This is a genomic window from Streptomyces sp. NPDC058145 (assembly GCF_042884245.1).
Taxonomy (GTDB): Bacteria; Actinomycetota; Actinomycetes; order Streptomycetales; family Streptomycetaceae; genus Streptomyces.
The window spans coordinates 233,040-259,025 of the sequence record NZ_JBHVUH010000010.1 but is presented as its reverse complement, the minus strand read 5'-3'; the positions used below and the strand labels follow the sequence as shown (position 1 = coordinate 259,025).

Here is a 25,986-nt window from a genome sequence, read left to right as displayed (position 1 = left end):
CTAGAGCCACTCCCCTTCGAGGGCGGTGGCGGTGAGGCCCGGTGCCGCCGCGTACAGGACGGCGCGATTGCCCGCCTTCTGCCCGGCGTCGTGCGCCCGCCGCAGGATGTCGAACACGGCGGCGCCTCCGCGGTTGCCACTGGTGTAGCTGTCCCGGCTGTAGTCCAGGAGCCCCGAGGGCCACGCGTCGGGCATCGTCTGCTCCATGTACTCCAGCACCCGTGTCCCGCCGGGGTGCGCGAGCAGCACGTCGGGGTGCCAGGAGTCGGGGTCGTCCTGATACCGGGTGCGCAGCCACTCCCACATCGCGGTGACCGTCTCCTGTACGGCGCGCGGCCCACGCCGGTCCATCACGAAGTGGGTGCCGTCCGCCCGCGTCTCCAGGCGGTGCAGGTCCTGGGTGCCGGGCAGGGTGTGGTGCCAGGTGGCGTCCAGCCGCAGCACCGACTCGCGCCTCGGGCGGCCCGTGACCACCGTGGCGACCGCGGTGTCCGCGAACAGCAATCGGACGATCAGGGACTCGAGGGTGTCGTCCGCGGGCTGGTAGGTCGTGCTCAGCGCCTCCGCGATCACGACCAGGACCACCCGGTCGGGGTCCGCGGCGACGAGCTCCGCCGCCAGCGCCAGAGAGCGGGTCCCCGCGACACAGGCCCACTGCGTGGCAGGCAGCAGCATCGCGTCAGGGCGGAGAGCGAGCTTGTTGGCCAGGGCGACGTCCAGGCCCGGCAGCGCCGGGGTGGTGGAGTGACTGGTGATCAGGCAGTCGACGTCGGCGGCGTCCAGTCCGGCGATCTGCAGGGCCCCGCGCGCCGCGCGCTCGCCGTAGGACTGCACGGCCTCCCAGGCCGGCGCGGTGCGCTCCTGGACGGTCTGCGGCGCGGGTACCGCCTCGAGGGCGGCGATCACGCGGTCCACGTCCTGCTCGGTGAACCCGTCCCGCGCCAGCGCCTCTTGGGCCCGCCCGACGCCCACGGCCCGCAGGCCACCGCCGTCGCCCGGCGCTACGGCCGACTCCAGCGGCAGCATCCACCCGCGGGTCTCGATGCCCGTACTGGCCGCGATGCCGTCGATCCGCGGCGCCCACGCCGCATGCGGGTGCCGGTCGCGCACCTCCGCCACGATCTGGCTGGTCTTCACTGCGTGCTCGCCGTGTATCACGGCAGGAGGACAGAGGTAAGCGGCCATGATGGGCACCTTTCCAGGGGGAACTAGGAGGAACGTCGCGAGTGGTGTGCCAGGCGCCACTTAGGAACTTCACGCCCAAGGCAATGCCGGTTGGCTCCACTTCGGAAGTCGGTAGCCGCTTCGAGGATGGACGCTAAAGGGACATTTACGCTGTGATGCAGACAACTTGGGCGGCCTTTTGGTACGTGACACGGCACACACCGCTGAGACAGGGGTCCCGGAGTGGCTTCACGGTTCTGGTCTGACTTGCCGTCAGCCCGGGAGTCTGAGGGGGACGCCTACGGCGCGCGGACGCATCGGGCCGCCTGGCGGGCCATGACCCTGGTTATGGCCACGGCCCTGGCCCCGGCCCCGGCCCCGGCGGTGCACCTCGATGTCACAGCCCGCGCGCATGCCACCTCCAGCCGGAGGGCAAGCGCGTAGTCGTCGTCGTCGGCGGCGGCGGCGGCCAGTAGCGTCGGGTCGCCGTCCTCGAAGACCGCACGGCGCGCCGCCACGTGTCTTCGCGCAGCCGCGCTGAGGCTTCGAAGTCCGCTCGCGTGCGGGATGCGCGGGGCCAGGGGAACCGCCCTGAAAAGGGCGGCGGTTCTTCGGCTCTCCGAGGCGCTCCGAGGCGCCCCTGCTTCGTTCTGCCCGGCAGGTCGGTCACAAGCCGATCCGTATGAGCCGGGATTCGGGTGTACGCGCGGTCTTCACAGCCGCCGGAGGCGCAGGACGTCGGTCAGCATCGGCAGGGTGAACTCGCCGCGGGCGGTCTCCGGTCTGCTCGCGAGGAACGCGCGGTTGCGGCTCAACGTGGCTTGTCGCTCCTGTTCCGGCATGACCAGGAGCTGTTCACCCCGATCCACCCGGTCACGCTACCGACGCTGTTGGCGGTCGGCCGGACCGCCTCACCACTTCGGCCATGGCAATGTCACGGCGCTCCGTGCCAGTAACAACTTGCCGTCCAGACTTGGGACTTCGTGCAGCCGGGGTGTCGGTAGGACCACCCCTGATCCGGTGCCCACGCCCAGCGACGAGGAGCGCCAGGGGCGGCAGCATTCACGTCACCGGCAACCAACCGACGAGGGCCCCGCCACACGGGTCCAGGGGGACATCCATGAACGAAACCGACGCCAGGCGCCTGACGGGCCTCGCGGGAATCGCCACCGCGGCCGCTCTCATCGTCGAAGTACCCCTGTACTTCATCTACTCCGGCCCACCACCGGACTCGAACGTACTGGCGAGGCTGCTGATCGGAATCCTGGCGCTGGCGTTCCTGATCGTGTTCGTCACCGCCTTCCGCGAGCTCGTCAAAAGGGCGAACCCCGCCTACGAATGGGTCGGCACGATGGCCTTCGCCGCCGGGCTGGTCTACGCGACGATCACCCTGGTCTCCAGCGGGCTGGAAGCCGGCGCGGTCATCGCCACCGACCACCCGATCGACCCGACCATCACGGTCGACGGCACCTACATCCTGTACGGATCGATCGGCCGCCTCATGCTCGCGCTCTTCCTGACCGCCGTGGGCTACGGAATCTCACGCACGAACCTGCTCCCGCGGTGGACCGGCCGCTCCGCCTTCGTGCTGGCAGGGGTCAACCTGGCCTTCGTACCGTCCCTGTTCTTCGGCAACACCCCCGCTCACTTCTACGCGGCGAACGGCTGGGGCACCACCGCCCTGATGGGCGCGATCCTCAGTTACTGGATACTCGCCCTGGGCATCTCCCTCTACCGCAGCGCCACACGACGTGCGCCCGCCGGCTCACCGGCGCCGCGGCACTGACGTCGCCTGCGACGTCCCCTCCAGTGCCTCCTGACGGCGCCCCGGGCCGGCGCCCCGCGGCTACGGCCGTGGGTCGCCCAGGGTGCCATGAAGGAGGTACTGCCAGTACCGGGCAGAGCAGGGTCTCCCGCGGGCTCTTGGCTCGATGTTCGATGGACGCCGAGAAGCGACTACGTCTCAGCCGCCCGCCGAACCGTGGACGTGGGCGGATTCGATGACCAGGCCGCCCTGGCCCGGGTACTTCACACCGCAGTGGTGACTGCGCCCACCGTCGGCCAGGCGCGGGGCGGGCACCAGCGCCTGCACGGCGCGGCAGCCGCCCGCACGGAGCGCCCGCCGGGCCACGAGCCCGCAGCGGTACAGGACGGGGCCGGGGCAACCGCGACAGGAGAACGAAGTGAAGGCAGCACTGTTCAGGGCCGAGAGGCAGATCGAGGTCGGCGAGCGTCCCGACCCCGGCATTCAGGACCCGACCGATGTGGTGGTCCGCGTCGTACGTGGCTGCGTGTGCGGTTCGGACCTCTGGTACTACCGCGGCGTCAACGACCACAAGGCCGGCAGCATCGGTCATGAGTACATCGGCGTGGTCGAGGAGGTCGGCAGCGAGGTCCGTGGGCTCACCGCCGGCGACCTCGTGATCGCGCCGTTCACCTACAACGACGGCACGTGCCCGGCCTGCCGGCACGGGTTCCAGTCGCAGTGCGAGCACGGAGGTTCGTTCGGCAACGGCGACACCGACGGCGGCCAGGGCGAGCGCGTGCGCGCCCCCTACGCCGACGCGACCCTGGTCAAGGTGCCGGGCTCGGAGTTCACCGACGCCCAGCTCGCGTCGTTCACCGCGCTGTCGGACGTGATGTGCACCGGCTACCACGCCGCGGTCTCGGCCGGAGTGAAGGAGGGCGACACCGTCGCTGTCGTCGGTGACGGCGCGGTCGGGCTCTCGGCGGTACTGGCCGCGCACCTGCTCGGGGCCTCCCGGATCATCGCGCTGAGCCGCCACCCCGAGCGGCAGTCCGTGGCCAACGAGTTCGGTGCCACCGACATCGTCGAGGAGCGCGGCGAGCAGGCCGTCGAGGCCGTGCTGTGTCTCACTGAGGGGGTCGGCGTGGACGCGGCGCTGGAGTGCGTGGGCACTGACCAGGCCATCGAGACCGCGGTCGGCGTGGCCCGGGCCGGGGGCATGGTCGGCACGGTCGGGTTCCCGACCTACTCCGAGTTCGATTACAAGACCGCGTTCTGGAAGAACGTAGGTGTCCGCGGCGGCGTCGCCCCGGCCCGCCAGTACATCCCCGAGTTGCTCGCTGCTGTCCTCGACGGCCGGATCAATCCTGGCCGGGTCTTCGATTTCGAGACCGATCTGGACCACGTCGCCGACGCGTACGCGGCCATGGACGAGCGCCGGGCGATCAAGTCTCTGTTGCGGATCAGCCAGCCCTGAGGTGAGAACCGGGAAAGGGGCGCGCTCCCTTGGGGCGTGCCTCTTCGTTGTGGGGTGGGCGGTGCGTCAGGGCTCCCGTTCGGCGAAGGCGCGTCGTCGACCACGGTTCTTGGGGACCAAGCCTGGTCGAGGGTGAGGGCCCTCATCAGCGGGGCGGCAGGCCGGGCTGCCCGGCTACGGCGGCAACCGCCGCGTCGCGGGCCTTCGCCGCGAGGAAGTCGCCCTGCTCGCGGGCTTGAGCGTGGACTACTACGTCCGGCTCGAGCGCGGGACCCTCAGCGCGCCTCTGACTCGGTGCTCGAGGCCCTCGCCCGCGCCCTGCGGCTCAACGAGGCCGAGCGCGCCCACTGTGCGAATCATCCACCGCGCCCTCGTCGCGGGCATCAACTTCGTCGACACCGTGGACGTGTACCCCGGCGGGTCTCGGAAGAGATCGTCGACAAGGCACTGAAGGGCCGGCGCGAAGACGTGTTCCTGGCTCGACGCCGTCGAGCAGCTCGCGCTCCTGGCGGAGAAGGCCTGCCTCACCCTGATCGAGCTGGCCGTCGCCTTGGTCGTCAACCACCTCGGCGATCATCGGGCCACGCACCATGGAGCAGCTCGAAGCGTCGCCCCGGTCCGCGGCAGCGAACGGGTTCAGCGGGTGCCGGGTCGGTGCTCGCTGATCCAGCGGGCGGCGAGGAGCCCGGAGACGGCGGTGAGGGCGGCGGCGGCGATGACGGTGGCGTTGAGGCCGAGGGCGTCGGCCAGGATGCCGGCGACCAGCGCCCCGACGGCGTAGCCGGTGTCCCGCCAGAAGCGGTAGGTGCCGAGGGCGTTGGCGCGCCAGGCGGGGTGGGAGTGGTCGGAGATGGAGGCGATGAGGGTGGGGTAGACCATGGCGGTGCCGAGGCCGAGTGCGGTGGCGGACGCGATGCCGGCGAGCAGGGGCCGGTCCAGGAGGACGAGGGCGAGGACGAAGCCGGCGGCTTGGACGAGCATGCCGGTGACGATCAGGGGTTTGCGGCCGATGCGGTCGGCGAGGTGGCCGGTGAGGATCTGCCCGAGGCCCCACAGGATTGGATAGAGGCCCTTGATCAGGCCGACGGCGGCGAGGCCGAGACCGTGGTCGGTGAAGAGCAGGGGGAAGACGCCCCAGGTGAGGCCGTCGTTGAGGTTGTTGACCAGGCCGGCCTGGCTGGCGCCGCGCAGGGAGCGGTTGTGCCAGGAGGTGCGGGCGAAGGTGGCCTTCAGGCCGGTGTCCTCGTCGGTGGGCAGGGGCGTCGCGTGCTGGGCGAGTTCGAGCGCGACGTGGGCCGCGGTGTCGCGTACGACCAGGGTGAGGGCGAGGCCCGCGGCGACGAAGACGACACCGATGAGTTCGGGGACGGGGCGCAGGCCGTAGCTGGTGGCGAGGTAGCCGGTGAGCAGGGCGGTGACGCCGACGGCGGTGTAGCCGGCGGCCTCGTTCAGGCCGGTGGCCAGGCCGCGCCGGGCGGGGCCGACGAGGTCGATCTTCATGTTGACGGTCATGGACCAGGTCAAACCCTGGTTGAGGCCGAGCAGCACGTTCGCGGCGACGATCCAGCCCCAGGAGGGTGCCCAGGCCAGGGCGAACGGCACGGGGACACCGATGAGCCAGCCGGCCGTCAGGAGCTGCTTGCGGCGGAAGCGCGCCGTGAGCGCGCCGGCGGCCAGGTTCGTGACGGCCTTGGTCAGGCCGAAGGCGATGATGAAGGAGAAGACGGCCAGGTCGCTGGTCAGGTGGAAGGTGTCGGCGCCGATGAGCGGGACGGTGGTGCGTTCCAGGCCGACCAGGCCGCCGACGCAGACGTTGACGATGACGAGCAGGGTGAACTGCGGCCAGTTCTCCCGCAGGCCGAGCCTTACGGGCCGTCCGGAGGAGTCGGTCGGCGTGGTGGTGGGCGCGGCGTTCATGAACGGGAATCCTCCGTACCATGGACGAGCTGCCGCCCCTGTGCGCCCGCGTAGTCGGCCGGTCCGCCGTCGAGGACGGCGATGTCGCGGTGGCCGGCCCGTTCCGGGAGACCGGCGGCGGTCATGGCGCGCTCACCGTGGCGGCAGGCGACGACGGGGCCGGGTGGAACGTCGGCGGCTGCCGGGGCCAGGCCGCGGGCGCTGTTGCCGGACCCCTCGTCGATGAGCGGTACGAGGTGGTCGTCGGCGAAGCCCACGGTGTCCTCCGAGATCTCGGGAGCGGGGGCGTGTGGTCATCTCCCCCATACACACTTACAATAATCCATGGATTTATGGAGGATGCCATGGCGGAGCACACGACCAGCGCGACGACGAAGGCGCGGCTGTACGACGCGTTCGCGGTCAGCGGCAAGGCGCTGGCCAGCGGAAAGCGACTGGAGCTGCTGGATCTGCTGGCCCAGGGCGAGCGCACCGTCGACGCGCTCGCGAAGGCGGCCGGGCTGAACCTGACCACCGCGTCGGCGCATCTGCAGACCCTCAAGCAGGCCGGCTTCGTCGCCACCCGCCGTGAGGGCGTGCGCATCCACTACCGGCTCGCCGGCGAGGACGTCGCCCAGCTCTTCGCGCTGCTGCGCAAGGTCGCGGAGGCCCACCAGGCAGCCGTGCCCGCCGCCCGTGACGCGTATCTCGGCGAGGACGCCGCCACCGAACTCAGCCGTGAGGAACTGCGGGGCCGGATCGTCGCCGGGGATGTCGTCGTGCTCGACGTGCGGCCGGTCGAGGAGTACCGGGCGGGGCACATTCCCGGCGCTGTCTCCATCCCGGTCCAGGAGCTGGCCGAACGGATCGGCGAACTGCCCGAGGACATGGAGATCGTCGTCTACTGCCGCGGCGAGTACTGCGTCCTGGCCTACGACGCGGTGCGCCTGCTGACCGGCCGCGGACGCCGGGCGATCCGTCTCGACGACGGCATGCTGGAGTGGCGTCTGTCGGAGCTGCCCGTCGACGCCCCGGCCCCGGCGTGACCGGCCCGGGCGGCGACCTCACGCCGCATCCGGGACTGGCCGGCGGGCCGGTCTACCTCGACCACAACGCCACCACCCCGGTCGACCCGCGTGTCGCGCGGGCGATGGCCCCGTACCTCACCGACTTCTTCGGCAACCCCTCCAGCGGCCACCCCTACGCCGACACGCCCCGCCGGGCACTGGCCGAGGCCCGCGCCCAGGTGGCCGGCCTGATCGGCGCCGGGCCCGGCGAGATCGTGTTCACCGCCTCCGGCTCCGAGGCGGATCTCCTCGCGCTGCGCGGGGCGGCCCTGGCCTCCGGCCATCCGCACCCCCACGTGATCACCCAGGCCACGGAGCACCCGGCCGTGCTGGAGACCGTGCGCGCGCTGGCGCGGCTGCACGGCGCGCGGGTGACGGTCCTGCCCGTCGGCCGGGAAGGGCTCGTCGAGCCGGCCGCCCTGGCCGCCGCGCTCACCGAGGACACGGTGCTCGTGTCGGTGATGGCCGCCAACAACGAGACCGGCGCCCTGCAGCCCGTCGCCGAACTCGCCGCCCTCACCCACGAGTCCGGAGCGCTCTTCCACTGCGACGCCGCCCAGGCGGTGGGGAAGATCCCCCTCGACGTGCGGGCCCTAGGGGTCGACCTGCTCACGGTCGTTGGGCACAAGATGTACGCGCCGAAGGGCGCGGCGGCGCTGTACGTGCGCGACGGGGTGCGGCTGGAACCGGTCGTCTACGGCGGCGGCCAGGAGCACGGCCTGCGCGCCGGCACCGAGAACGTCGCCCTGGCCGTCGCGCTCGGCACCGCCGCCCGGCTCGCGGCCGCCGAACTCGCCGACGGTGCCCCGGCCCGTATCGCGGCCCTGCGCGACGATCTCCACCGGCGGCTGACCGACGGGCTGCCCGGCCGCGTCCACCTCAACGGTCCCGACAGGCAGCGCCTGCCGAACACCCTCAACGTGAGCGTCGACGGCGTCCTCGGCCACGAACTCCTCGCGGCCGCCGACCGGATCGCGGCCTCCACCGGTTCGGCCTGCCACAGCGGCACTCACACCCCCTCCCCCGTGCTGACCGCCATGGGCCTTGCCCCGTCCCGCGCGCTCGGCGCGGTGCGGCTGTCCCTGGGGCGCTGGACCGGCCCGGGCGACATCGAGACAGCGGCAACAGCCCTCATCCGGGCGGCAGCCCCACGGTGACCGGACCGACCGGCCCCAGGGAGGTGACCAGCCCGACGCAGGTGACCGGGCCGATGAAGCCCGCCGCAGAAGAACCGACGACGAACAGGAGAGGCATGACGGAGACCACCTCGCCCGAGCCCTCGACGCCGGCCGGCGCATCACTCCGCGCACACCGGCCCACAGCCTCCCGCCGGCCCGCGGAACCGAGCCCGGGCCGGTGCGCCGCCAACCCCGCGCCCCTGCCCCGGAAGAGAACATGACCAGCACCGGACCCGCCGACACGACCGTCCACATATCCGCCCCCGAGCAGGCACAACGCCGCGCCCTGCGTGTCCTGGTCGCCTCCCAGGTCCTCAGCGGCGCGGGGCTCGCCGCCGGCGTCACGGTCGGCGCCCTGCTCGCCCAGGACATGCTCGGCTCCACCAGCCTCGCCGGGCTGCCCAGCGCCCTGATCACCGGCGGATCCGCGCTGGCCGCCGTCGCCGTCGGCCGCATCTCCCAGGCCCGGGGGCGCCGGCCCGGTCTCGCCACCGGCTATCTCACCGGCGCCATCGGCTCGGCCGGCGTCATCACCGCGGCCGTCCTGAGCAACCCGGTCCTGCTGTTCATCGCTCTGTTCGTCTACGGCGCCGGCACCGCCACCAACCTCCAGGCCCGCTACGCCGGAGCCGACCTCGCCGCACCCGGCCACCGCGCCCGGGCCGTCTCCACCGTCCTGGTCGCCACCACTCTCGGCGGCGTCGCCGGACCCAACCTCGCCGCGCCGACCGGCGCCGCCGCCGAACACCTCGGCATCCCGAACCTCGCCGGGCCCTTCATCCTCTCCGGCACCGCCTACGCACTGGCCGCGCTCGTCCTCGCCCTCCGCCTGCGACCCGACCCCCTGCTCATGGCCCGCACCCTGGCCCGGGCCAGGGAAGCCGACCCCACCACGCGCCCGGCCCCCGCCGACGTCGCCGACACGACCGAGAGCCGCGGAGGCGTGGTCCTGGGCGCGCTGGTCATGATCCTCACCCAGCTCGTCATGGTCGCGATCATGACCATGACGCCGGTCCACATGCACGACCACGGCCACGGCACAGCCGCCTCCGGCCTCGTCATCGCCGTCCACATCGGCGCCATGTACCTTCCCTCACCCCTTACCGGCTGGCTCGTCGACCGCTACGGCCCCATGACGATCGCCGCCGCCTCCGGAATCACCCTGCTGGCCGCCGGCGTCCTCGCCGCCACCGCACCCGGTGACTCCGTCGCCCTCCTCGCGCTCGCCCTGGCTCTGCTGGGTCTGGGCTGGAACCTCGGCCTCGTCTCCGGCACCGCGATCATCACCGACACCGTGCCGCTGGCCACCCGTGCCAAGACCCAGGGTCTGGTCGACGTCTCCATCGCCTTCGCCGGCGCCACCGGTGGTCTGGCCTCCGGCATCATGGTCACCGCCACCAGCTATCCCGCCCTCGCCCTCACCGGCGGCATCCTCTCCCTCGCCCTGCTTCCCGCCATGGCCGCCACCGCCTACCGCCGATGAGCTCAATCCGGGCGGAACACCAAGTCATCCGCGGCGCGCGACCCAAACCGCACTGCGCGCCGCCCAGCAAGAGGCCCTGCGTCGGGGCGCGGAGGCTGCGTACCACCAGTGTTTCGTGGAGGCCGCCTTCGGTCGCGGCTGGCCGGCACCGGTGAGGCGGGGTCGGTCCGCTACGGCACTCTGACGGCCTACCCATCTGAACCCCCCACGTGCCACCCGGGTTCCAGGCTGGCGAGGAGGGCGTGGAACGCCTTGTCGGCACGGTCCCAGTGGCCGTCCGCCAGTGGGGCCAGCAACAGGCCGAAGGAGGCGTCGGCCAGGAGGGTGGCCTGTGTCCGGGCCCGGTCCTGGGTCATGCCCAGGTCCTGGAAGACCGAGGTCAGGAGGTCGGTCCACGAGGCGACGACGTCGCGCATGACGGAGCCGTAGCGGTCGGGGTGCAGGAGACCGGCGCTCATGATCTCGAGGTAGAGAGGGAAAACGGCGCGTACGTCAGGGGCCCTGAATTGCCGCCACACCTCGTTCATGAAGCGGCGCAGGGCTGCGGGGTCCGTGGGCGAGCCGACCGATTCCAGCAGTTCGCGGGCGCGCAGGAGGGGGCGCCGTTCGTAGTGGGCGAGAGCCTCGGCGACCATCCGTTCCTTGGTGCCGAAGTAGTAGAGGAGCATGCGGTCACTGGTGCCCAGCGCCTGGGCCAGCGGTCGTAGGGAGAGGTTCGCGAGACCGTTGCGCAGCACGTAGACGCGGACCTGGTCGAGCAGCTCACGTCGTTTGGCCGTGTCCGGTGGGCGGGGCATGACGGCTCCTGGGTACGGGGCGATCCCATGGATGTCCAACATGAGATCTTTGTACAGATCTTTACTGTAGCAGTCATTACGTGTATATTTTTGGTGTAGCAGCCGCTACATGTCTGCGCCTGGCGCGTCCAGCACGTACTTCGGCAAACCACTCACTCCCGGAAAGGACTGATTCCCCATGGCCGTCCTGGCCATCGGCCTCCCCGAAGCCGCTCGCCGAACGGGGCGCTTCTCGCGCGCCGCCGCAAGCGCCTGGGCCGTCAGGCAGTGGGCTCTGTGGTCCCGCACGCTGGCACCGTTGCGCCCGCTGGACGCACCCCGTGGACGCGCCACCGCCTGGGACGCCTCCTGGCCCCTGAAGCAGGAACTGGTCTCCGTGCGCCGAGCCCGCCAACTGGTCACCGCACAGTTGGTCGACTGGGCCGTGCCCGACCTCGGTGACACCGCCGAGCTCCTGGTCAGCGAACTCGTCACCAACGCGCTGCGGCACACCCGCGGTCCGCTCAGGCTCAACCTGCGACTGCGCGACTCCGATCTGCTCTGCGAGGTCGAGGACATCGAGTCCACCGGCCCCGTGCGCAACATCGCCGGCCCGGACTCGGAGGGCGGCCGCGGGACCGAACTGCTGGACCTGCTCGCGAACGCCTGGGGCAGCGTACGGACGGCCACCGGCAAGAGCGTCTGGTTCGCGTTGCACCGCCCGGACGGATCCGCCGGGTCCGAGCAGGTGCGGGTGACACCCTGGTGACGAGGCACCGCGAAAAGGCCCCTCGCATTGATCAGATGCTGGAGCCCGGCGTCCGCCGCTCGGTGGACTTCCGCGCGTCCGCACGGGCCGCCAGCTCAAGCAGTTCGTCGACCGACCACTGGTCGTAGGCGTGCTCGCCGTACTTGGCGGCGAGCACGCGGCCGTCAGGTGCGATGAGGAAGTCGCCGGGGAGACCGAGCCGGCCGCCGTGCGGGCCGGCGGAGGGCAGGTGCTCCCGCCCGCGCACGACGTTCCAGGTCCCGCTGACGACCGCCCGCAGGATCGGCCCCCAGACCCGCGGGTCGAGCAGAGCACGCGGCGCCCGCTCCACACCGAACTCCGCGTAGAGCCGCCTGTCCGGATCGGCGACCACCGCGAACGGCAGATCCACGACGTGCGGTGCCAGTTCTTCGGTCGGCGAATGGAACACGACTACTTCGCGCACACCGGCGGCCCCTATCTCCTGATGCCGCTGTACCACCGTCCGCAAGTGCAGGTTGCAGACCGGGCATCCGGCGAAGCGCCGGAACTGCAGGTGGATCAGCCGGTCAGGGTCGGGAACGGCGACGTGATCCCCCGAGACGGCGGTGAGATCGCGTCGCTCGACGGTGGCTTTGGGCTTTCCTGGGCTGCGGGCCATGCGCAGGCCTCTCTCCGTAGGCGTACGGCGTACGCTTACCAGCGTAGGCGTATGCCGTACGCTGTCAACCGTCATGCCGCGCCCACGTTCCCTCACCTCACGTCAGCTCGCCTCGGCCGCCCTCGCCGTCATCGACCGCGACGGTCTGACCGCGCTGTCGATGCGCGCCGTCGCGCAGGAACTCGGCATGAGCACCATGGGGCTCTACCGGTACGTACAGGACCGCGAGGACCTCGAAAGACTCGTCGTGGAACGGGTACTGAGCGAGGTGGACACCGACCTGCCGGACTCCGGCGCGTCATGGCGCGACCAGGTCGAGGTCATGGCACGGCGCCTGCGCGACACCGTGGGCGCCCACCCGGAGGTCATCCCCCTCACCGTGGTCCACCGGCACCACTCCCCCGCCGGGCTGCGCTGGTCGGAAACCGTGCTCGCCATCCTCACCACGGCCGGAATGAGCGGCGAGCGCCGCGTCATCGCCCTGCGCGCCCTGCTCGGTTACCTCATCGGAGCCATCCAGCTCGAACACCTCGGCCCCCTGAGCGGAGCGGGAACCACAGCCATCACCCGGCTCCCGCCCACCGACTTCCCCCTCATGACCGCAACCGCCCGCACCGCCCAGGACATGGACGCCGACCGGGAGTTCCTCGGGGGACTCAGGCTTCTGCTCGACGGGCTCGACGCGTGACACAGCCGCGCTCGCGCGCGTGCGAGTGGGTCACGACGGCTGTGCCGTCAGTGGCTCTCTGCCACGGCAACGCGACCCGACCGCAAGGATGTCCGCCCGCGTGCCGGGCTGCCGAGGGTACGTGCGACGGCGAGGAGGTCGTCGTCCGACACCACCCGCAGGCCGTACTCCGCGAGCAGCGCGGCCATCCGCCGCGGCCTCCACAGCGAGCGCCACGGCTCACCCGAGGTGACGGAACCGCCGAGCACGCGTGTCAGCAGCCGCCCTGCGGCCGCCCTCGCCGACGGCGCCTGATAGTTGACGACGAGTGCACTGCCGGGGACCGTCCGGGCGGCGAGGGCGGCCACCGTGGCGCGCACCTGCTCGCGCGTGAGGTACGGGACGACGCCCTCCCACAACCATGTCGTCGGCGCGGACGGGTCGTGCCCGGCGGCATCCAACGCCGCACCGAGATCATCGACGGCGAGATCGGCCGGCGTGAACCGCACGGAACGGGCGACGGCCGGTGGCTCGGCGGCGAGGAGACCGCCCTCGTCCGGCCCTCGGAGCCCTGGCGCGGCCTCCGCGAGGCGGGCACGCTTGTCCTGCTGGGAGGCCGGATGATCGACCTCCCACACATCTGTCCGCGCGAGTTCGGGCAGCCGCCACGCGCGCGTGTCCAGGCCGGCGCCGAGGATCACGAGCTGGCCGGTCACGTGCACGCGCAGTGCCTCGTCGATCGCGACCGTCCGCGGCACCACCACCTCGGCGCACGCCCGCACACTCTCGTACACGGTGCGCTCCTGCCAGCTCTGCGGTGGAGTGTTCGCGCGTACCTCGTCCACGGGCTTGCGTTCCGCGACACGCAGCAGCCCTGCCGCCACCGGATCAGCGAACTGGTCCGTGGCAGCCCTCCCGTTGGCGGCCGCGCGCCCCTGGCAGACCAGCACCGCCGTCCGGCTCGCCGCACGCCCACTCCCGCTCATGGAGCCGTATTCAACACCAGCGGCGCCGTACGGCACAGCTTCACGGACCGGCTATGCGGTGGGTGCGGCGCGGGGGCCGGGAACGTCCGTGGTGCACCGCAACCGCTGTCCGCGCCCGCGGGCGCCTTCTCGACGCGGTGAACACGGAGGCGCGAACAGATCTACGCGGCGATTTCGTCGGGTCCGGGCGCATGGAACGCGGCGGCGGAAGCACCCGAAGGAACATGGAGTGCGTGATCTACCAGGAGAAGACCGGTGAGAGCGAGAACATCGACTGCCGGCAGGCGGACGGCGAATGCGATGTCGCCCTGGACCGACTGGCCGTGCTGAAGCCGGACGAGTTCGCCTGGGTTCGTATGGACGAACCCAGCGAGGAGGAGTTGCGGAGACTGGGCGGGTATCTGTCGTTGCACCCTCTGGCCATCGAGGACGCGGTGCAAGCCCGCCAGCGGCCGAAGCAGGAGCGGTACGGCGACGTGTTGGCGGTCGCGGTGAAGACGTTGTGGTTCGTCGAGCAGACCGCGGACGTGGAGACGGGCGAGGTGATGATCTTCCTCGGCCCGTCCTTCGCGCTGACCGTGCGGCACGGTGCGAACGATCCCACGGTGGAGGCCGCGCGCCGGCTCGCGGAGCAGCCGCAGATGGCCCGGTTCGGGCCCGTCGGCGTCCTGCACGCGGTGACCGACGTGATCGTCGACGCCTATGCCCAGGCCGCGGTCCAGGTACGCACGGACCTGACGGAACTGGAGCGGTGCGTGTTCTCGCCCGCCCGCCAGGACCTGACCGAACAGATCTACTCGCTCAAGCGTGAGGTGGTGGAATTCCGCGACGCCGTCCAGCCGCTGGTGCCGGTCATGGAGCCTTTCACCACGGCGCGGGACGGCTGGCCGAAGGAGGTCGTGCCGTACTTCCGCGACGTCACCGATCACCTCAACCGCACCGACGCCGAAGTCCGCGCCCTGGACGACCTGCTCGGGTCCGCCCTGGACGCCCATCTCGCGAAGGTGAGCACATGGCAGAACGACGACATGCGCCGCATCAGCGCGTGGGCGGCCATTTTCGCCGTCCCCACCATGGTCGCCGGCATCTACGGCATGAACTTCGCCCACATGCCCGAACTCGACTGGCGCTACGGCTACCCGTGCGCGCTCAGCGTGATGGTGCTCGGGGCGGGCCTGCTGTACCGGGTCTTCCGCCGCAACGGCTGGCTGTGACAGCCGATCAGTGCTGTGCGCCTCGTGTCGCTCGTCGTCTCCGTGCTGTGCGCCGCGTGTCGCTCGTCGTCCTCCCGGCGGACGCGAGCGGCGCGTGAGGTGGGCGCGAGCCGAGTCGGAGGGCCGGGCCCGAAGCCCGGCCGGTCGTTCTACCGGGGCGGGCGTGCGGAGACGGCACCGCCGGGGTCGTCGATCAGAGCGATGCGCGCGGTGATGCGTTTGCCGACCGGCTCCCGCTGTGCTTCGAAGCCCTGGGCGACGGCCATGACGATCTCCAGGCCGTGCTGGCCCACCCGGCCGGCGTCCGCGGCCCTGGCCATGGGCAGCTCCGGGTCGGAGTCCCACACCATGACTTCGACCGTGTCGCCGGTGACGCGCAGGTCCAGCAGTACCGGGCCGGGGGCGTACTTGCGGGCGTTGGTGACCAGCTCGCTCACCACCAGTTGGGTGAGGTCCATGGCGCGCTGTGAGACGGGCAACCCGTGTTCGGTCCGAACGCGGGTGAGGAAGTCGACGGCCAGGTGGCGGGCCTGAGCGATGTCGGTGCCGTCCCTGTCCAGGGCGACCGTGGTCCGTACGGCCCGCTCGCCCGGCGTGACGCCGTCCCCGCCCACGGGCAATGATTCCATCGCCGTCATCTTCCGCACCCCGTTCGTCCCTCGCGCGTATACCCGCGTCGGTAAGGAGTGACGCCGGATACCCCTGTGTCGGATCCTTTCACCACGGCATCAGTCGCCGTACCGCCGTGATCGGCCTGGCCGCCGCCTGGTTCGTCCGTCAAAGCCCCTGCTCGGCGCGGCGGTGACCGCTGCCGTGGCCGCGTCGTGCCGAGACCGCCGGGCGGATCCGCGTCGGCTCACCGGCCGCCTACGCGGCAACTTAGCGAAATCGCTGCCCTGAACTGGTCTGTTCGGGGTACCCGCGCGCTCACGGGGGCGCCGCGGTGCGCTTTCCGGAAGACGGAATCAGTACGGAGGAGGTGATCGCCTTGTCGTCCAGTACGCAGCCGCGTCAGGGCCCCGGCCAGGACACGGCGGAGTCGGAGCCTGTGGGCGAGCTCGTGCAGCGTGCCTCGCAGCAGTTGACGGAGCTGGTGCGCGGCGAACTGCGCCTGGCACAGGCGGAGATGAAGGAGAAGGGCAGGAAGTACGGCAAGGGTGGCGGGCTGTTCGGCGGCGCCGGCCTGGTCGGGTTCCTGATGCTTCAGGCCCTGGTGGCCACCGCGATCGCCGCGCTGGCGGTGACGCTGCCGGTGTGGGCCGCCGGCCTCATCGTGACCGCGGTCCTCGCGGTGATCGTGGCGGTGATGGCGCTGACGGGGAAGAAGGAGTTCGCCGAGGCCGCGCCGCCCGCGCCCGAGGCGACGATCGAGAACGTGAAGGCCGACGTGGCCGAGATCAAGGAGAGTGCGCACCGATGACCCAGCCGCCTCATGACGAGCCGACCGCCGAGACCCCTGAGGAGCTGCGCGAGCAGGTGGAGCACACTCGCCGGGAACTCGGAGACACGGTGGAGGCCCTCGCGGCCAAAACCGACGTCAAGGCACGTACCAAGGAGAAGGCCGCGGAGGTCAAGGACCAAGCGGCCGTCAAGGCGGGCGAGTTGAAGGAGCAGGCGGTGCTCAGGGCCGAGCAGGCCAGGACCGCGGCTGCCCAGGCGGTGTCGCGTGTGCAGGACAAGCTGCCCGATCCGGTCAGGGAACAGGCCGCGCAGGTGGCCGAGCAGGCACGGATGAAGGCCGCGCAGGCCGGCCAGGTCTGGGAGGAGAAGGTGCCCGAACCGGTGCGGGCCAGGACGGTCCAGGGCGCGCGGATGGCGCGGGACAACCGCGGCCTGGTGCTCGCCGCCGCCGGAGCGGTCGCCATGGTGTGGCTGGTGTGCCGTAGGAAGGGATGACGCGGTGAAGCCGTCCGGGATCGCCTGCAAGCCGGCCGGTCCCACGCCGGGGCGCCGTCAGCGGCATGCCGGCCGGCGGCGTCCGTCGGGCGCGGTCGCCGTTCGCCGTCTGACCGGCACCTGGCCGGGATGACCGGCACTCCGGCAACAAGGGGGCGGGGCCGATGAGTTCAACCGGCCCCGCCCGTCCCATGTGCGGTCCTGTCCACCTGCCGCAGCGCCGCAGTGCCGCACCTGCGAAGCCACGCCGTACCTGGCCGCGCCGTTGCCTACACTCCCGGAAATGAACAACTACACGTGCACCCATTGCGGCACCGTCGGCCTGATGGAGGGTTTCATCGAGGACGCCGGCGAGCACTCGCGCGGGTACGCGCGCTGGATCGAGGGCGCGTTGGAACGGGGCGTGTTCGGGGGCGCCAAGCGGATGGGGCGGCCCCGGCGGCAGATAGAGGCGTACCGGTGCCCCAAGTGCGGGCACCTCGAACTGTTCGCCACCGGCGAGGTGTAGCCGGCGCTTCCCTGTCGGTACTCCGGCGGCTGAAGACCACGGCTCGAATCCGGCACCGCGGGGCCACCCCCGGTGTTCGCGATACATGGCGCCGGCGGCGCGTGACCGATCCGAGCGCACCCGAGCGCCCGCCGGGAGATGCGGTCGGGTCGGCGCCCCGCGATGGTGGAAGCGCTGAGCACCATCACCGGGACACGACGAGGAATGTGCGCATGGACAAGTCGAAGCTCACCGAAATGACCGCCCGCCGCCTAGCCGAACGCGCGGACGGCGGGAAGCTCCCCGCGGACGACATCGGCCGGATTCTCGACACCCTCTTCGGCACGGTGGAGCACGCCGGGACGATCGCCGAGGCGCTCAAGGCCCGGGAGACGGTCACCCTGGGCAGCTTCGGCAGCTTCCACGTCGCCGACGGCGCGGCCACGTTCCGACCTGGGAAGGCCCTCACCGAGTACTTGCAGGATCAGACCGGACGAGGATGAGCACCGCACGGGCGGTTTCCCCGGCACGGTGCCCCGCGGATCCGACATGGGGTGCCTGACCCTACGGGCCACGGGCCCGGCCCGCCCCGAGACGGTCTGGCGGCGCTACACGTGCGTGGATCGGTGGGCGTCGTGGTCCCCGCAGATCAAGGCTGTGCACACCGCCGATCGCCGGCTGATCGCCGGCATGAGCGGGACGGTGGAGTCGGTGATGGGCTTCCGTGTCGCCTTCGTCGTCGAAACCGTCGACCAAGTCGGCGAGCGGAAAGAAGACCTAGGGGTCCTCGCCGGAGCATGCGGCCTGGTCACGCCAGTCGGAGCGCTCCGGGCGCGGGTGAAGAAAGCCGGTCATGGGGCACCTCTGCTCGGCCCGACTGCTGGCAGTGCGGGTGGCGGCTGCGGCGCGCGAACTGCACCCGCAGGCCCGGCAGAGGTTCGGCCCAGCGTAATGGTGGATGCCCGGTTTGCGGTAGTAGCTCCTTGACACTCGCCCCAGAACCACTGGGATGACGCCGACCTGCGCACCACCACTCCCCCGAACGGACGAAACGGCGCGGACCCGACCGCCTCGACCGGGTATGTGAGCCGGGACGGCGCCGTCCGTATCCGCCTATGGGAACGAGGGCTGGAATTGCGAGAGATCTTCGTCGCGGCCGGGCACCGCCCTGGTCTCGGCGCACCGCTGCGCGGGCGGGTCGCGGTCGTGACCGGGGCCGCACGGGGAGTGGGTGAAGCCCTGGCGCGGCGCCTGTCCGACGCGGGAATGAGCGTGGCCCTGCTCGGGCGCGAGAAGGAGACCCTCCACCGGGCGGCCGGCTCCTTGCCGAACCCGACCTTCTGCGTCGAGGCCGATGTCACCGACCGCGCAGCGCTCGAAAGCGCCGCCGGTAGGGTGGAGAGGGGGCTGGGGCCGGCGAGCGTGGTCGTGGCCAACGCCGGTATCGCGACCGGTGGCCCGTTCGCCGACACGCCGGCGGACCTGTGGCAGCGGGTCGTAGACGTCAATCTCGTCGGCGCCGCCAACACGGCCAGAGCCTTCCTCCCTCAATTGGCACGCACGCGCGGCTACTTCCTCCAGATCGCGTCCACGGCCGCCTTCGGTTCCGCCCCCATGATGAGCGCCTACTGCGCCTCCAAGGCCGGTGCGGAATCGTTCGCCCTGGCGCTGCGCGGCGAGGTGGAACCCGAGCACATCGCCGTGGGTGTCGCCTACCTGCACTGGACCGGCACCGACATGGTCGCCGGTATCGACGATCACCCCGTCCTGAGCGCCCTGCGCCGCAATCAGCCCCGCTTCGCGCGCCGCGTCCACACCCCCGACCAGGTCGCCGCCTGGCTCGCCTCCGGCATCGCCCGTCGCGCCCACTCCGTCTACGCCCCGCCGTGGCTGCGCTGGTGTCAGCCGCTGCGGCCGCTCTTCCCGGCCGTCGTCGCCCGGATCACCCGACGCGAGCTGCGGCGCCACTCCCCCTCCGAGCTGGCGGCCGATCTCACCGTCCTGGGCGCCGGTGGTCGCGCCGACTGGAACGCCCACCGGTCCGCCAACCGCCCGACCGATCAGCCGTAGGGCCGCGCACGCGCGGGTCACCGGCCACTCCGACGCGCAGGACCACCGGGCGAGGGCAGGGGGCAGGGGGTCCGGCCGAACGGCGAAGTCGGGACCTCCCCCGGTCGTCGCGCCGCGTTTGCCGGGAACGCACCAGGTGACCCGGAGCAGCGCCGCGTCGAGCGGCGCACTGGACCGCAGGATGGGATGGGCTCCGCGCCATGACCGATGAAGGACAACACACGGGCAGACGGTCGACCCGGCGGCTGCGGGAGACGGCAGCCGAGGTGTTCGGCTGGAACGAGCTGCGTCCGGAGCAGCTCACCGCCATGCGGTGGGTGCTGGAGGGGCGGGACGCCCTCGTCGTCATGCCGACCGGATCCGGCAAGTCCGCCGTGTATCAGGTTCCGGCTCTGCTGCTGCCCCGGCCGGTGGTGGTCGTGTCGCCCCTGCTCGCCCTGCAGCGGGACCAGATCGCCGGACTGCCCGGTGGCGACAGCGGCCCGGGTGCCGTAGCCGTGAACTCCGACCTCAGCGCGACGGAGGCCGATGCCGCCTGGGAGGCGGTCCGGGACGGCGCGGTGCGCTACGTCTATCTGTCTCCCGAGCAACTGGCCAACGACCAGGTCGTCCGGCGGCTGGCCGAGGTGCGCCCCAGCCTCTTCGTGGTGGACGAGGCCCAGTGCGTGTCGTCCTGGGGCCACGACTTCCGGCCCGACTACCTGCGCCTCGGCCAGGCGGCACGGCGGCTGGGCAGGCCACCGGTACTCGCTCTCACCGCGACCGCCGCGCCTCCGGTACGGCAGGACATCGTCGAACGGCTGGACATGGACCGGCCCCGCCAGCTCGTCACGGGTTTCGACCGTCCCAACATCAGACTCGAGGTACGCCGCCATCTTGATGACGCCGAGCGGCGGCGCGTGGTCGTCGAGGAGGCCGCCGCCGCTCCGAAGCCGGGCATCGTCTACGCGGCGACACGGAAGGACAGCGAGTCGTACGCCGCGGAGCTGGCCTCTCTCGGGTTCGCCGCCGAGGCCTACCACGCGGGCCTGCGCGCCGCCGAGCGCCGACGCGTCCACGAGGCGTTTCTGGCGGGCGACACGGATGTCGTGGTGGCCACCTCTGCCTTCGGCATGGGGATCGACAAGGAGAATGTACGGTTCGTGCTGCACGCCTCCCTGCCCGGCTCCCTGGACGCCTACTACCAGGAGATCGGGCGCTGCGGCCGCGACGGGCAGCCCGCCCTCGCCGTGCTGCACTACCGGGCCGAGGACACGGGGATGCAGGCCTATTTCAGCAGCCGTACGGTCAGGGCGGAATCCGTGGGCGCGGTCGTGCGAGCCGTCCACGACAGCACCGGCGATCCCCCGGACCTCGAGGAACTGCGCCGCGACGTCGGCATGTCCCGCACCCGGGTCACCACGGCCGTGAACCTGCTGGAGGAGGCCGGCGCCGTGGTCACGGATGTCTCGGGCGCCATCCGGCCGGCCTCGGGCATGCAGCCTTCGAGCGCGGTGCGGCGGGCCGCGGACAGCGCGGAGGCGCACAAGCGGATGGACCGGTCGAGGGTGGACATGGCCCGGGGGTACGCCGAGACGACCGGCTGCCGCCGGCGCTTCCTCCTCGGCTACTTCGGCGAGCAGTCCGAGACGGCGTGCGGCAACTGCGACGTGTGTGACGAACAGGGGGCCGGAGGCGATGACGGGGCGCGCGACGAACGGCCGTCGCATGCCGGCTCGTATCCGGCCGGAGCGCCGGTGCGGCATGCCGAGTGGGGCCGCGGCACCGTGCTGAGCGAGGACGGGGACCGCATCACCGTGCTCTTCGACGAGGTCGGCTACCGAACGCTCTCCCTGGACGCCCTGGCCGACCGGGAACAACTGCTCACGGTGGTGAGTGAGCCCGGCGAGGAGTGACCGGCGGCCGGGTGGCGCTCCCCTGCGCCCGACCGCGACGCCGTCGTCGGGCAGGAGTGCGGGGTGGTGAACAGCTCTCGGGCCCCGACGAGGTCGAGCAGCCGGTCGACGGCCGGGCCGACGGCACGGATCGTGATGGTCTTGCCCTGGCCGAGGGCGTGCTCCCGCAGGTCCAGCAGGACGCTGAGGCCGGCGCAGTCGCAGAAGCCGAGCCTGCTCAGGTCCAGGTCGAGGCCGCAGGCCGAGTCGGCGAGCGCGGTGTGGAGCTGGCCGTGCAGATGCCGGCCGGCGTTGAGGTCCAGTTCACCGCGGACCGTCACGCGGGTGCGGCATCCGCTCGACGCGTAGGTGACGACCACGAGGCCGGGCGGCACCGGACCACGGCCCCTGTCCGCGCCCGCCGTGGGGCGCCCCCGCACCGTACGGGACCTTCCGTGATGGGCCGGCTCGTACATGGCTCCCTCCGTCATCCGCTCGACGCGTTCCTCGGGATCCAAAGTACGTCAATCGATGCCTGAAATAAAGTACGTGTTTTTGGATGCATGAAGCCTTGCCCAGTAAACTTGAAACATGGATGGAGTGCCCGAGCCACACAGCGGATGGACGTTCCTGACGAACCATGCCCGCGTACTGGCCGCCATCGCGGACAACCACAACGCCCGCATCCGCGATATCGCCGCCCACTGCCGGCTCACCGAGCGCGCAGTGCAGAAGATCATCACCGACCTGGAACAGGACGGATACCTCTCCCACACCCGGCAGGGACGCAGCAACGCCTATCGGATCGACCCCACCAGGGTCCTGCGTCACCCGGCGGAGGCCGGGATCGGGCTGACCGTGGCCTCGCTGCTCTCACTGCTCGCCCAGGACGAAGCGGACCGAACGGTGAACACCGACTAGACCGCCGGGGCCTGCGCGACGTGGGAGCGGAGCTGATCATGGTGCCCGCGGCACGGCCCGTGGCTCGCCTCGGGCATGGGCAACTCCTCACGCGCACTCGGGCCTTGAAGGAGTGTGTCCTGCGTGATCGTGTTCTGGGCATCGACGCTCCCGAAAGGCCTCGAATGCGGTGACGGGCCGCGGACAGGGCGCCGCGGACGGCCGACGACGATCGGCCGTGGCTGATCAGGCGGGGTCCGATCCTGCCACTGTGGGGGCACCTTGCTCACGGGGCGGAGGCCGAAGTCACCGAAACGGCCGTCCAGCGTGCCGACGCCTTTCCGCCAAGTTTCCGGCGACGGCCTCGGGGTGCGGGTCCTGCCGTTAGGTTTCGCGTCTGAGACCGCCCAGGAGGCCGACTCCACCGGAAGGAACGGGATGTGCGCACTCACTACGCCCTCTTCGTGATGCTCGCGGCCGCTGGGCTCGTCGCGATCGGCCCCGCCGCCCTGGCCGTCGAGAAGGACGCGGGGCCCGCGGCTCGTCCGTGCGGCGCGCTGCGGCTGACGAGTTCGCTGCCGGAACCGCCCGCGGGCATGGCGGTGCAGCAGGACGTCTCGGTCGGTGCGGACTGCGCTCCGCGGTTCGGTGCGGTTCGGCTGGTGCCCGTGGACCGGGCCGGGAGGGGCGTCGCTGATGGACAACGGGCCACCGCGACGGACGGCTCCCACCACGTCTCGAGCTGGAACGAGATGTACGACTGCTGCAACATCCGGATGACCGGCCTGTACACGACGTCCGACTGGACCACCGGCGGCAACCGGGTCGTCAGCGCCGCCACCGATGCCACCGAGCAGCACAACCGGGAGCCCTGGAACGCCGGTTGGTCCCCGGCATCGGTCACGCACGGCACCGACTGCACCGCCGACTGCGCGGACTCCCGCTCCGCGGCGCACGCGGACTTCACCTACCGGGGCATCTTCGACGTGACCGGGGACTGGTACGCCAACAGCCACCACTCGTACGTCGGCCTCCGAGCCGACGGCACCGCCTCCTGCCGATTCGACGTGGTGCTGCGGCACACCTTCGTCGGCTGGAACTGGCGGCACGGCTGCGCCTGACCCACACCTGAGCGCCGGTCGCGCGACCGAGGCGTCAGCGGTGGCTCAGCACGAGGACAGACCCGTGCCGGGCGCACCCCTCGTCCCGCGAACGCGTCGATGGCGGGACGCACGGGCCGGAACTAGGATCGGTCGCGGCGCACACCGCGCCATCAGCGACTGCCCCGGCCTGCCGCTCCGCAGGAGGTCCGCAATGGCGACGCTGCTCTCCGTCAACGTAGGCAAGCCCCAAGACGTCTCCTGGCAGGGAAGAACCGTTCACACCGGGGCTTGGAAATCCGCCGTTCAGGGGCCGCGCATGGTTCGGCGGCTCAATATCGAGGGTGACGGCCAGGGAGACCTGGCGGGTCACGGTGGCGAGATGCGCGCCGTACTCGTCTACCAACTGCAGTCCTACCAGTACTGGCGGGAAGAGCTCGGCCGTGACGACCTGGTCTACGGCATGTTCGGGGAGAACTTCACCGTCGACGGTCTGCCCGACCGTGAGGTGTGCATCGGCGACCGGTATCGCATCGGCGAAGCCGAGTTCGAAGTCACCCAGCCCCGTGTCACCTGCTATCGAGTCGGCATGCGCCTGGGTGAACCCACCATGGCCGCCCTCCTGGTCGCCCACCACCGTCCCGGCTTCTACCTGCGTGTGATCACCGAGGGGCACGTCCAGGCCGGCGACGACATCGTCCTCGTCCGTAAGGGCCCGGAGGAACTCAGCGTCGCCGACACCGACGCGCTGCTCTACCTCCCCGACCGCGACCCCGGGATGCTGCGCAGGGCACTGAACATCCCCGCGCTGAGCCCTGGATGGAAGCAGTCCTTCCGCGAACTCGCCGACGCCCGGCCACCCACCCGGGAACCGGAACCGCCGGGCGAGCACCCCGGCACCCGGCGACCCGCGGAGGCCTCGGGGTGGCCCGGCTTCAGGAGCATGCGCGTGGCCCGTATCGTGCCCGAGACCCCCGCCATCTCCTCGGTCTACCTCGACGCCGCTGACGGCACTCCCCTGCCCGGGGCCCGTGCGGGGCAGTATCTCTCCGTCCGCATCCCGGTCGGCGACGCCGGACCGGTGGTGCGCAGCTACTCGCTCTCCTCCGCGCCCACGGCCCGCTTCTACCGCATCAGCGTCAAGCACGAGCCGCACGGGACGCTCAGCGGCTACATCCATGCCGTGCTCCGGCCGGGAGACCTCGTGGAGGTCGCCAGCCCGCGCGGGTCATTCGTACTCGAACAGAGCAGTCGGCCGATCGTCCTCGCCTCCGCGGGGATCGGCGCGACCCCCCTGCTCGCCATGCTGCACCAACTCGCCGACACACGAGATCCGCGTCCCGTCTGGTGGATCCACACCGCCCGCGACCGCGCCCACCATGCCTTCGCGGAGGAGACCCACACGCTTCTGGGCCGCCTGCCGAACGCGCGCGAGCACATCCAGTACACCGCCGCGACGGCCTCGCGGGCCGACGAACCCGGCTTCACCCGGGGCCGTCCCACCGCGCAGTCGCTGAGGGCCATGGGCATCCCGGCCGACGCCGACGCCTATCTCTGCGGACCGCTCGCCTTCATGGACGACCTCAGCGGCTTCCTGCGTCATCACGGTCTATCGGCTGAGCGGATCCACACGGAGCGGTTCGGCGCCCTGCCCGCCATCAATCCCGGCGTGACAGCCGCCCCCGCGGTCCGGCCGCACCAGCCGCCCGGGCCTTCGGGCACGGGCCCGCTCGTCACTTTCGCCCGCAGCGCCATGAGCACCCCGTGGTCACCGGTTCACGCCTCGCTCCTCGGGCTCGCCGAGGCCTGCGACATCCCCACCCGCTGGGCCTGCCGCACCGGCGTCTGCCACACCTGCGTCACGCACCTCATGGCCGGCGACATCGCCTACACCACCCAGCCCCTGGAACTCCCCGAGGCCGGCACCGTCCTCGTCTGCTGCAGCGCACCGACCAGCGAAGTCGTCCTCGATCTGTAGTCGGCCGACGACCGCACCCGGCACGCGCCTCGACATCCGGGACACCAGCGGTCCTCCCGGGTGGTGGCGATGCCGTCGAGGAGGCATCGCAGGCCGAAGTCGACCTCGTCGTCGCCGTCCGGCCCGCCGAACACCGTCCCGGCGGCTCAACACGTCTCGAGGTGGTCGGCGCGACCGTGCTGGCCGAGGTATCCCTCACCGACCGTCCTGACCGCGAGCGGCGCGAGTGTGGAACACAGGCTTGTCGAGCCGTCCTGGTAGAGGACCATCACACTCGCCGAGCCGGCACAGTCGTTGGCGGCTTCCGTGTACCGCCAACTCTGATACATCGCTACGCAAGAAGGGGCTGCCTCCGTCGTCCGGGGCGCGGCCGCGCTCGGCGCCGCGAGGAGAGCGGGAAGGGTCAGAGAGGTTACGCACACAGCCGTCAGAATCCCGCTGCGGGACGACTTTCGCATGGCTTCGCTCCTGGGTTCCATGCCAGGGAAGCCTTGCAATGACACTGCACTCGACGCAACGCGTCGGATGTCTTTCCGGGCAGTACCGTCTTTCCTTGACGAAGCGCTGTGACCTCGGCAGACGCACGATCCGGCCGCCACCGACGGGAATCACGCTTC

29 protein-coding genes and 1 pseudogene are annotated in these 25,986 nt (G+C 71.4%); 18 read left to right on the top strand and 12 right to left on the bottom strand.

From position 1 onward, the window contains the following. Positions 1–1,185, bottom strand: a complete 1,185-nt coding sequence (locus ACFVVO_RS23980; protein WP_390057631.1) for a type III polyketide synthase — start codon at positions 1,183–1,185, stop codon at positions 1–3. A gap of 692 nt (positions 1,186–1,877) precedes the next feature. After that, positions 1,878–2,033 carry a hypothetical protein gene (locus tag ACFVVO_RS23975; protein WP_390057630.1) on the bottom strand — a complete coding sequence of 52 codons (156 nt, stop codon included), beginning with the start codon at positions 2,031–2,033 and terminating at the stop codon, positions 1,878–1,880. 251 nt (positions 2,034–2,284) lie between these two features. Here ACFVVO_RS23975 and ACFVVO_RS23970 point away from each other — a divergent pair, with 251 nt between their 5' ends. After that, positions 2,285–2,950, top strand: a complete 666-nt coding sequence (locus ACFVVO_RS23970; protein ID WP_390057629.1) for a hypothetical protein — start codon at positions 2,285–2,287, stop codon at positions 2,948–2,950. A gap of 177 nt (positions 2,951–3,127) precedes the next feature. On the opposite strand, the gene ACFVVO_RS23965 is transcribed toward ACFVVO_RS23970, so the two are convergent. Further along, a complete protein-coding gene (locus tag ACFVVO_RS23965; protein WP_390057628.1) occupies positions 3,128–3,295 on the bottom strand; it encodes a hypothetical protein in 168 nt (55 codons plus the stop codon). A 52-nt stretch (positions 3,296–3,347) separates the two neighbouring features. On the opposite strand from ACFVVO_RS23965, the gene ACFVVO_RS23960 reads away from it, so the two are divergent. Beyond that, complete coding sequence (locus tag ACFVVO_RS23960) at positions 3,348–4,388, top strand: zinc-binding dehydrogenase (protein WP_390057627.1); 1,041 nt, start codon at positions 3,348–3,350, stop codon at positions 4,386–4,388. A gap of 154 nt (positions 4,389–4,542) precedes the next feature. Next, positions 4,543–4,737 (top strand): annotated as a pseudogene (locus ACFVVO_RS23955) (helix-turn-helix domain-containing protein); the annotation flags it as partial. A gap of 287 nt (positions 4,738–5,024) precedes the next feature. Here ACFVVO_RS23955 and ACFVVO_RS23950 read toward each other — a convergent pair. Together ACFVVO_RS23950 and ACFVVO_RS23945 are read right to left on the bottom strand one after the other, a co-directional pair. Continuing rightward, the gene (locus ACFVVO_RS23950; protein WP_390057626.1) at positions 5,025–6,305 is read right to left on the bottom strand and encodes an MFS transporter; all 1,281 of its coding nucleotides are present in this window, start codon (positions 6,303–6,305) and stop codon (positions 5,025–5,027) included. Continuing rightward, entirely contained in the window at positions 6,302–6,562 is a 261-nt protein-coding gene (locus tag ACFVVO_RS23945; protein WP_390057625.1) for a hypothetical protein, read from the bottom strand. Before ACFVVO_RS23945 ends, ACFVVO_RS23950 begins: the two co-directional genes overlap by 4 nt. An 87-nt stretch (positions 6,563–6,649) precedes the next feature. Between ACFVVO_RS23945 and ACFVVO_RS23940 the strand changes: the two genes are divergently transcribed. Both ACFVVO_RS23940 and ACFVVO_RS23935 read left to right on the top strand, forming a co-directional pair. Next, on the top strand, positions 6,650–7,330 hold the full coding sequence (locus ACFVVO_RS23940; protein ID WP_390057624.1) for an ArsR/SmtB family transcription factor: 681 nt from the start codon (positions 6,650–6,652) through the stop codon (positions 7,328–7,330). Beyond that, entirely contained in the window at positions 7,327–8,508 is a 1,182-nt protein-coding gene (locus ACFVVO_RS23935) for a cysteine desulfurase family protein (protein WP_390057623.1), read from the top strand. Before ACFVVO_RS23940 ends, ACFVVO_RS23935 begins: the two co-directional genes overlap by 4 nt. Here ACFVVO_RS23935 and ACFVVO_RS23930 read toward each other — a convergent pair. After that, the gene (locus ACFVVO_RS23930) at positions 8,483–8,605 is read right to left on the bottom strand and encodes a hypothetical protein (protein ID WP_390057622.1); all 123 of its coding nucleotides are present in this window, start codon (positions 8,603–8,605) and stop codon (positions 8,483–8,485) included. The two genes, ACFVVO_RS23935 and ACFVVO_RS23930, sit on opposite strands and share 26 nt — an antisense overlap. A 141-nt stretch (positions 8,606–8,746) precedes the next feature. Here ACFVVO_RS23930 and ACFVVO_RS23925 point away from each other — a divergent pair, with 141 nt between their 5' ends. Beyond that, positions 8,747–10,012 carry an MFS transporter gene (locus ACFVVO_RS23925; protein ID WP_390057621.1) on the top strand — a complete coding sequence of 422 codons (1,266 nt, stop codon included), beginning with the start codon at positions 8,747–8,749 and terminating at the stop codon, positions 10,010–10,012. Between the two features lie 188 nt (positions 10,013–10,200). Here the strand turns inward: ACFVVO_RS23925 and ACFVVO_RS23920 are convergent, their stop codons facing one another. Beyond that, a complete protein-coding gene (locus ACFVVO_RS23920; protein ID WP_390057620.1) occupies positions 10,201–10,809 on the bottom strand; it encodes a TetR/AcrR family transcriptional regulator in 609 nt (202 codons plus the stop codon). Between the two features lie 178 nt (positions 10,810–10,987). On the opposite strand from ACFVVO_RS23920, the gene ACFVVO_RS23915 reads away from it, so the two are divergent. Beyond that, the gene (locus ACFVVO_RS23915) at positions 10,988–11,557 is read left to right on the top strand and encodes an ATP-binding protein (protein WP_390057619.1); all 570 of its coding nucleotides are present in this window, start codon (positions 10,988–10,990) and stop codon (positions 11,555–11,557) included. A gap of 31 nt (positions 11,558–11,588) precedes the next feature. On the opposite strand, the gene ACFVVO_RS23910 is transcribed toward ACFVVO_RS23915, so the two are convergent. Further along, a complete protein-coding gene (locus ACFVVO_RS23910) occupies positions 11,589–12,197 on the bottom strand; it encodes a peroxiredoxin-like family protein (RefSeq protein ID WP_390057618.1) in 609 nt (202 codons plus the stop codon). A gap of 73 nt (positions 12,198–12,270) precedes the next feature. Here ACFVVO_RS23910 and ACFVVO_RS23905 point away from each other — a divergent pair, with 73 nt between their 5' ends. Continuing rightward, positions 12,271–12,885, top strand: a complete 615-nt coding sequence (locus tag ACFVVO_RS23905; RefSeq protein ID WP_390057617.1) for a TetR/AcrR family transcriptional regulator — start codon at positions 12,271–12,273, stop codon at positions 12,883–12,885. A gap of 47 nt (positions 12,886–12,932) precedes the next feature. On the opposite strand, the gene ACFVVO_RS23900 is transcribed toward ACFVVO_RS23905, so the two are convergent. After that, positions 12,933–13,850 (bottom strand): class I SAM-dependent methyltransferase, encoded by a 918-nt coding sequence (locus tag ACFVVO_RS23900; RefSeq protein ID WP_390057616.1) that lies wholly within the window; start codon positions 13,848–13,850, stop codon positions 12,933–12,935. Between the two features lie 224 nt (positions 13,851–14,074). On the opposite strand from ACFVVO_RS23900, the gene ACFVVO_RS23895 reads away from it, so the two are divergent. After that, entirely contained in the window at positions 14,075–15,064 is a 990-nt protein-coding gene (locus ACFVVO_RS23895) for a magnesium and cobalt transport protein CorA (RefSeq protein WP_390057615.1), read from the top strand. A 149-nt stretch (positions 15,065–15,213) separates the two neighbouring features. Here ACFVVO_RS23895 and ACFVVO_RS23890 read toward each other — a convergent pair whose 3' ends face one another. Next, entirely contained in the window at positions 15,214–15,693 is a 480-nt protein-coding gene (locus tag ACFVVO_RS23890; protein ID WP_390057614.1) for an ATP-binding protein, read from the bottom strand. 359 nt (positions 15,694–16,052) lie between these two features. Between ACFVVO_RS23890 and ACFVVO_RS23885 the strand changes: the two genes are divergently transcribed. The 6 genes from ACFVVO_RS23885 (at position 16,053) to ACFVVO_RS23860 (ending at position 21,412) form a co-directional block, all read left to right on the top strand. Further along, positions 16,053–16,484, top strand: coding sequence for a phage holin family protein (locus ACFVVO_RS23885; RefSeq protein WP_390057613.1), 432 nt, complete (start codon positions 16,053–16,055; stop codon positions 16,482–16,484). Then, positions 16,481–16,960 carry a DUF3618 domain-containing protein gene (locus ACFVVO_RS23880; RefSeq protein ID WP_390057612.1) on the top strand — a complete coding sequence of 160 codons (480 nt, stop codon included), beginning with the start codon at positions 16,481–16,483 and terminating at the stop codon, positions 16,958–16,960. Before ACFVVO_RS23885 ends, ACFVVO_RS23880 begins: the two co-directional genes overlap by 4 nt. Before the next feature lie 283 nt (positions 16,961–17,243). After that, entirely contained in the window at positions 17,244–17,468 is a 225-nt protein-coding gene (locus ACFVVO_RS23875; protein WP_390057611.1) for a hypothetical protein, read from the top strand. Between the two features lie 212 nt (positions 17,469–17,680). Beyond that, positions 17,681–17,950 carry an HU family DNA-binding protein gene (locus ACFVVO_RS23870; RefSeq protein ID WP_390057610.1) on the top strand — a complete coding sequence of 90 codons (270 nt, stop codon included), beginning with the start codon at positions 17,681–17,683 and terminating at the stop codon, positions 17,948–17,950. A gap of 640 nt (positions 17,951–18,590) precedes the next feature. Then, positions 18,591–19,517, top strand: a complete 927-nt coding sequence (locus ACFVVO_RS23865) for an SDR family oxidoreductase (RefSeq protein WP_390057749.1) — start codon at positions 18,591–18,593, stop codon at positions 19,515–19,517. Between the two features lie 200 nt (positions 19,518–19,717). Further along, positions 19,718–21,412, top strand: a complete 1,695-nt coding sequence (locus ACFVVO_RS23860; protein WP_390057609.1) for a RecQ family ATP-dependent DNA helicase — start codon at positions 19,718–19,720, stop codon at positions 21,410–21,412. On the opposite strand, the gene ACFVVO_RS23855 is transcribed toward ACFVVO_RS23860, so the two are convergent. Then, positions 21,334–21,882, bottom strand: a complete 549-nt coding sequence (locus tag ACFVVO_RS23855; RefSeq protein WP_390057608.1) for an STAS domain-containing protein — start codon at positions 21,880–21,882, stop codon at positions 21,334–21,336. The genes ACFVVO_RS23860 and ACFVVO_RS23855 overlap by 79 nt on opposite strands. 100 nt (positions 21,883–21,982) lie before the next feature. Here ACFVVO_RS23855 and ACFVVO_RS23850 point away from each other — a divergent pair, with 100 nt between their 5' ends. The 3 genes from ACFVVO_RS23850 (at position 21,983) to ACFVVO_RS23840 (ending at position 25,369) form a co-directional block, all read left to right on the top strand. After that, entirely contained in the window at positions 21,983–22,312 is a 330-nt protein-coding gene (locus tag ACFVVO_RS23850) for a helix-turn-helix domain-containing protein (protein WP_359556594.1), read from the top strand. Positions 22,313–22,731: 419 nt separating this feature from the next. Continuing rightward, positions 22,732–23,412 (top strand): hypothetical protein, encoded by a 681-nt coding sequence (locus ACFVVO_RS23845; RefSeq protein ID WP_390057607.1) that lies wholly within the window; start codon positions 22,732–22,734, stop codon positions 23,410–23,412. Between the two features lie 193 nt (positions 23,413–23,605). Beyond that, positions 23,606–25,369 (top strand): MOSC domain-containing protein, encoded by a 1,764-nt coding sequence (locus ACFVVO_RS23840; RefSeq protein ID WP_390057606.1) that lies wholly within the window; start codon positions 23,606–23,608, stop codon positions 25,367–25,369. Between the two features lie 146 nt (positions 25,370–25,515). On the opposite strand, the gene ACFVVO_RS23835 is transcribed toward ACFVVO_RS23840, so the two are convergent. Further along, positions 25,516–25,827, bottom strand: coding sequence for a hypothetical protein (locus ACFVVO_RS23835; RefSeq protein WP_390057605.1), 312 nt, complete (start codon positions 25,825–25,827; stop codon positions 25,516–25,518). Positions 25,828–25,986 lie beyond the last annotated feature (159 nt).

What these genes read in the sequence shown, in the direction of transcription:
- ACFVVO_RS23980 (WP_390057631.1), bottom strand. Translation starts at nt 1,185, where the DNA reads ATGGCCGCTTACCTCTGTCCTCCTGCCGTGATACACGGCGAGCACGCA.
- ACFVVO_RS23970 (WP_390057629.1), top strand. Translation starts at nt 2,285, where the DNA reads ATGAACGAAACCGACGCCAGGCGCCTGACGGGCCTCGCGGGAATCGCC.
- ACFVVO_RS23950 (WP_390057626.1), bottom strand. Translation starts at nt 6,305, where the DNA reads ATGAACGCCGCGCCCACCACCACGCCGACCGACTCCTCCGGACGGCCC.
- ACFVVO_RS23940 (WP_390057624.1), top strand. Translation starts at nt 6,650, where the DNA reads ATGGCGGAGCACACGACCAGCGCGACGACGAAGGCGCGGCTGTACGAC.
- ACFVVO_RS23930 (WP_390057622.1), bottom strand. Translation starts at nt 8,605, where the DNA reads ATGCCTCTCCTGTTCGTCGTCGGTTCTTCTGCGGCGGGCTTCATCGGC.
- ACFVVO_RS23925 (WP_390057621.1), top strand. Translation starts at nt 8,747, where the DNA reads ATGACCAGCACCGGACCCGCCGACACGACCGTCCACATATCCGCCCCC.
- ACFVVO_RS23920 (WP_390057620.1), bottom strand. Translation starts at nt 10,809, where the DNA reads ATGCCCCGCCCACCGGACACGGCCAAACGACGTGAGCTGCTCGACCAG.
- ACFVVO_RS23915 (WP_390057619.1), top strand. Translation starts at nt 10,988, where the DNA reads ATGGCCGTCCTGGCCATCGGCCTCCCCGAAGCCGCTCGCCGAACGGGG.
- ACFVVO_RS23910 (WP_390057618.1), bottom strand. Translation starts at nt 12,197, where the DNA reads ATGGCCCGCAGCCCAGGAAAGCCCAAAGCCACCGTCGAGCGACGCGAT.
- ACFVVO_RS23905 (WP_390057617.1), top strand. Translation starts at nt 12,271, where the DNA reads ATGCCGCGCCCACGTTCCCTCACCTCACGTCAGCTCGCCTCGGCCGCC.
- ACFVVO_RS23900 (WP_390057616.1), bottom strand. Translation starts at nt 13,850, where the DNA reads ATGAGCGGGAGTGGGCGTGCGGCGAGCCGGACGGCGGTGCTGGTCTGC.
- ACFVVO_RS23895 (WP_390057615.1), top strand. Translation starts at nt 14,075, where the DNA reads ATGGAGTGCGTGATCTACCAGGAGAAGACCGGTGAGAGCGAGAACATC.
- ACFVVO_RS23890 (WP_390057614.1), bottom strand. Translation starts at nt 15,693, where the DNA reads ATGGAATCATTGCCCGTGGGCGGGGACGGCGTCACGCCGGGCGAGCGG.
- ACFVVO_RS23880 (WP_390057612.1), top strand. Translation starts at nt 16,481, where the DNA reads ATGACCCAGCCGCCTCATGACGAGCCGACCGCCGAGACCCCTGAGGAG.
- ACFVVO_RS23875 (WP_390057611.1), top strand. Translation starts at nt 17,244, where the DNA reads ATGAACAACTACACGTGCACCCATTGCGGCACCGTCGGCCTGATGGAG.
- ACFVVO_RS23870 (WP_390057610.1), top strand. Translation starts at nt 17,681, where the DNA reads ATGGACAAGTCGAAGCTCACCGAAATGACCGCCCGCCGCCTAGCCGAA.
- ACFVVO_RS23860 (WP_390057609.1), top strand. Translation starts at nt 19,718, where the DNA reads ATGACCGATGAAGGACAACACACGGGCAGACGGTCGACCCGGCGGCTG.
- ACFVVO_RS23855 (WP_390057608.1), bottom strand. Translation starts at nt 21,882, where the DNA reads ATGACGGAGGGAGCCATGTACGAGCCGGCCCATCACGGAAGGTCCCGT.
- ACFVVO_RS23850 (WP_359556594.1), top strand. Translation starts at nt 21,983, where the DNA reads ATGGATGGAGTGCCCGAGCCACACAGCGGATGGACGTTCCTGACGAAC.
- ACFVVO_RS23840 (WP_390057606.1), top strand. Translation starts at nt 23,606, where the DNA reads ATGGCGACGCTGCTCTCCGTCAACGTAGGCAAGCCCCAAGACGTCTCC.
- ACFVVO_RS23835 (WP_390057605.1), bottom strand. Translation starts at nt 25,827, where the DNA reads ATGCGAAAGTCGTCCCGCAGCGGGATTCTGACGGCTGTGTGCGTAACC.